1 protein-coding gene is annotated in these 210 nt (G+C 35.2%); it reads right to left on the bottom strand.

The window, feature by feature from the left end:
- The coding region (locus GGG_RS20970; RefSeq protein ID WP_138920305.1) for a helix-turn-helix domain-containing protein at window positions 1-109 on the bottom strand (109 nt) is incomplete at its 3' end.
- Window positions 110-210: the final 101 nt, after the last annotated feature.

Genomic DNA, 210 nt, shown 5'->3' with positions numbered 1-210 from the left:
AACGGGAACGGTTTAATTCACGAGCCAATTGGGTTTTAGATTTATCACTTTTAATACAGCGAGAAATTGCGTATCTTTCATCTTGAGAAAGTTGGGTGTATTGCTTCATGTGTGCTTTCCAATTGCGAGTTGAAAAAATCATAATGATTGTAATTCACCTAATTTTCTCAACCTATTACAAATGTGTTGCACTTAACTTTTGAATCCGCG

The sequence above is a fragment of the Acinetobacter sp. P8-3-8 genome, from assembly GCF_000214135.1.
GTDB lineage: Bacteria > Pseudomonadota > Gammaproteobacteria > Pseudomonadales > Moraxellaceae > Acinetobacter.
This window is presented reverse-complemented; position numbering and strand designations above follow the sequence as displayed.